The following is a 3638-nucleotide window of genomic DNA, read 5'->3' as shown; positions in this document are numbered from 1 at the left end:
CGCCCGCGATAGTCGCCGTCGTCGAGGCCGGCGATCTGGAGGCGCCCGCCAAAGCGGAAGACGAGGCGACCGTCGGTTCCGAGGCGCGGCGCCGCCGCAAGGTCGGTGGCGAGGCCCGTCACGCGCGCCGTGCGGCCATGCCCGCCTTCGAGATCGACGCTCGCCGGCAGGATCACGCGCACCTCGGCACCCGGTTCGCCGCGCACGGTAACCACCCCGGTCAGCGCGAAGCCGCCAAGGTCGACGACGTCGCCGCGCACGCGGCGCGCGCCCGATACCGGATCGACTTCGACCTCGCCCCCCGCCGCGCCGACCGCGACGCGGCCCATGTCGAGCTGGGATTCGACCTCGACGCGAAGCGGCACTTCAGCCTTGCGCGCACTGGCGCCTTCGGCCTTGCCCTGCGCACAGAGCATGCACTGCGCCGCCGCGATCGACGGGCTGGCCATGACCAGCAATGCCCCAAGGAAAAGACGCAATTTCACGCCTGCATGACTAGCCCGGTCATGGTTAAGCTGCGGTAAAGCAGCCCCAGCGCTAATCGCTGGCCTGTTTCCAGCTTTTCGGCCACATGTGCGCGATGACAATAGCCCCGCCGTCCCCCCGGCTGAACGCCCTCGCCACCGCGGCGCCGGGGCATGACATCCATCAGGCTTTCATCGACTGGGCGACACCGCGGCTGACCGACGAACGCGTGCGCGCGATCTTCACGCGAATGACGGCGCGATCGGGGATCGACCATCGCTGGTCGGTGCTGCCGCCGACGCCCGCCGGCGGGTCGCCCGTCGCCGCGGGCGGGTTTTACGACGTTCCCGGCCTGCCCCCGACCTCAGTGCGAATGGGGGCCTATGCGCAGCACGCCCCCGGCCTTGCGATGCAGGCGATTGCCGGGCTTGGCGCTGCGTTCGACCCGGCGTCGATCACCCACATCGTCGTCGCGAGCTGCACCGGTTTCGTCGCGCCGGGGATCGACCAGATCCTCGCGCGGCGGCTCGGCCTCTCCCCCACGGTCGAGCGCGTGCTGATCGGTTTCATGGGCTGTTATGCCGGCGTCACCGCACTGCGCACCGCGCGGCATATCGTGCGGTCGGAGCCCGATGCCGTGGTGCTGGTGGTCAGCGTCGAACTGTCGACGCTCCATCTCAGCCTCGCCGACGAGCCCGAGCCGCTGCTGGCGATGCTGCAGTTCAGCGACGGCGCCGCGGCGGGTATCGTATCGGCAGCGCCGGGCGGCTTCGAACTGGGCGAAGGCCGCAGCCTCGCGCTGGGCGACAGCGCGGAACTGATCCGCTGGGACATCGGCGACAAGGGGTTCGAGATGACCTTGTCGGGCGAAGTGCCGGGGCGCCTGCGCGAAACGCTCGCCGATGCGGATGTGCAAGGCGAATTGTTCGGCGATGCCGGTGCGCCGTCGCTGCTCGCGATTCACGCAGGCGGCCGGTCGGTACTCGATGCGGTCGAACATGCGCTGGGCGTTCCTGCCGAAGCCTTGGCCGACAGCCGCGCAATACTCGCGCGCTTTGGCAATATGTCGTCGGCGACGATCCTGTTCGTGCTCGCCGAAATGATGGCGCGCGGCGCAACGGGCAACGGCATTGCCATCGCCTTCGGCCCCGGGCTCGCCGCCGAAGCGATCCGCTTCACCGCGCAATGAACCCCTTCGCCAGCCTTCGTGCGCCGATCGAGGCCGAGGAGGAGATGGACGCGGTCGAGCTGGCGCCCGCGCGTTACGCCCGCGTCCTCGCCGACCTGTCGCGGATCAACGGGCTGACGATGGCGCCGCGCCCCACCCTTGGATTTCTCGACCGAATCCGCGCGCGCGGCGCCGGGATAAGGCCGTGGCGCATCCTCGATGTGGGATATGGCGCGGGCGACATGCTGGCGCGGATTGCGGATTGGGGCGCGAAGCGCGGCGTGGCGCTCGATCTTGCCGGAGTCGATCTCAATCCCAAGAGCGAAGCCGTGGCCGCGGTGCGGCTCGGCGAACGCGCGCGGTTGATCACCGGCGACTACCGGGGTCTCGCGGGGCATGGCTGGGACATCGTCATCTCCAGCCTCGTAACGCATCATATGACGGCCGGGCAGCGCGCCGATTTCCTGCGCTTCATGGAAGCCGAGGCAGCGCGCGGCTGGCTGGTCAACGACCTTCATCGCCGACGCCTGCCCTTTGCCGGTTATCCGCTGCTCGCGACATTGGCATGGGTCGATCCGATCGTGCGTCGCGACGGGCAATTGTCGGTCGGGCGCAGCTTTCGCCGCGCCGAATGGCAGGCGATGCTGAACGAGGCGCTGCCCGACACGGCCGGCGAATGCCGCATCTTTCGCAGCTTTCCCTATCGCCTCTGCGTCGAGCGTATCCGGTGAACGACGCAATCGTGGTCGGCGCCGGACCCGCTGGGTCGGCCGCGGCGATCGGGCTGGCGCGCGCGGGCGCAACGACGCTGCTGCTCGAACGCGCGCGTGCAACGGGTGACGCGCTGTGTGGCGGCTTCCTGAGCTGGCAGACACTGGCGCGGATCGAGGCGCTCGGGATCGATCGCGCGGCGCTCGGTGGGCAGGCGGTTCGCTGTGTGCGCCTGTTCGCAGGTAAACGACGAAGTGAGACCGCGCTGCCCGGCGAGGCGATGGGAGTGTCGCGTCACCGACTCGACACGGCATTGCAAGAAGCCGCCGTTGTGGCGGGCGCAGGTCTCGAACGCGGCGTTCATGCAACCGCGCTCGAAGGCGGGGCGGTGCAGACGCGCGATGGCGCGGCGCTGACCGCCCCCGCCATATTCCTTGCAGCGGGCAAGCACGGCTTTCGCGGCTTCGCGCGCGAACCCGCCGAATGGCAGCGCGCCGATCCCGCGACGGGGCTGCGCATGCGGCTTCCGGCGCATCCTTCGCTCGACCGGCTGGTCGGCGATGCCGTCGAGCTTCATCTGTTCGATCGTGGCTATGCGGGGCTGGTCCGACAGGAGGACGGCAGCGGCAACCTGTGCCTTGCAGTCCACAAGTCCCGGCTCGACGAGACATCGCGCGATCCAGCAGGACTCCTGCGTATGCTGGGCGAGGAGTTCCCCCATCTCGGCGAGCGATTGGCGCACGCCGACTGGTCGCGGGCCGTCGATGCGATCGGGCATGTTCCCTATGGCTGGCGCGCCGCCGACACGGTGCCGGGCCTGTTCCGGCTCGGCGATCAGGCGGGGGTGATCCCGAGCCTTGCGGGCGAAGGCATGGGGCTGGCGGTCGCCAGCGCAGCAGCGGCGGTGGCGGCGTGGCGTCACGGCGGCGGGAACGCGGCCCCCGGGTTCCAGCGGAGACTCGCGGGGCGCATGACACGCCCCTTTGCGCTGGCGAATCTCGTGTGGCGCGCGGGCGAAAACCGGCGCGCGGCCGGAGCCATGACGGGGGCGGCGTCACTTTTCCCATCGCTCGTGCGAATGATATCGCAAGCAACGCGGATCGACCCGCGCTGACCGGGGCACTTGCAGTCGCGTCGCGCCGCGCCGATATTGGTGCCGACAGCGATGGTGCCCGAAAACGCCCCATCCGAAGGAGATCCTCCATGACCGACCCGAAAATCGAAAAGACCGCGACCAAGCCGTTGGACCCGATGGCGCATCATGTGCTGCGCGAAGGCGGCACCGAGCGAGCCT

Annotated in this window: 4 protein-coding genes; 3 read left to right on the top strand and 1 reads right to left on the bottom strand. The window is 69.7% G+C overall.

Annotated elements, in window-relative coordinates; all coding sequences use genetic code 11:
• A partial coding sequence (locus VGD20_RS05090) for a DUF4402 domain-containing protein (protein ID WP_331133409.1) occupies nucleotides 1-485 on the bottom strand: 485 nt, incomplete at its 3' end.
• Between the two features lie 95 nt (nucleotides 486-580).
• On the opposite strand from VGD20_RS05090, the gene VGD20_RS05085 reads away from it, so the two are divergent.
• Genes VGD20_RS05085 through VGD20_RS05075 form a run of 3 tightly spaced genes read left to right on the top strand, consistent with a single transcriptional unit; the run spans nucleotide 581 to nucleotide 3458 of the window.
• Nucleotides 581-1654 carry a type III polyketide synthase gene (locus VGD20_RS05085; protein ID WP_331133408.1) on the top strand — a complete coding sequence of 358 codons (1074 nt, stop codon included), beginning with the start codon at nucleotides 581-583 and terminating at the stop codon, nucleotides 1652-1654.
• On the top strand, nucleotides 1651-2364 hold the full coding sequence (locus VGD20_RS05080) for a methyltransferase domain-containing protein (protein WP_331133407.1): 714 nt from the start codon (nucleotides 1651-1653) through the stop codon (nucleotides 2362-2364). The genes VGD20_RS05085 and VGD20_RS05080 overlap by 4 nt, the downstream gene beginning before the upstream one ends.
• A complete protein-coding gene (locus tag VGD20_RS05075; RefSeq protein WP_331133406.1) occupies nucleotides 2361-3458 on the top strand; it encodes an NAD(P)/FAD-dependent oxidoreductase in 1098 nt (365 codons plus the stop codon). Before VGD20_RS05080 ends, VGD20_RS05075 begins: the two co-directional genes overlap by 4 nt.
• Nucleotides 3459-3638 lie beyond the last annotated feature (180 nt).

It is taken from the genome of Sphingopyxis sp., assembly GCF_036402335.1.
Classification (GTDB): domain Bacteria; phylum Pseudomonadota; class Alphaproteobacteria; order Sphingomonadales; family Sphingomonadaceae; genus Sphingopyxis.
This window is presented reverse-complemented; position numbering and strand designations above follow the sequence as displayed.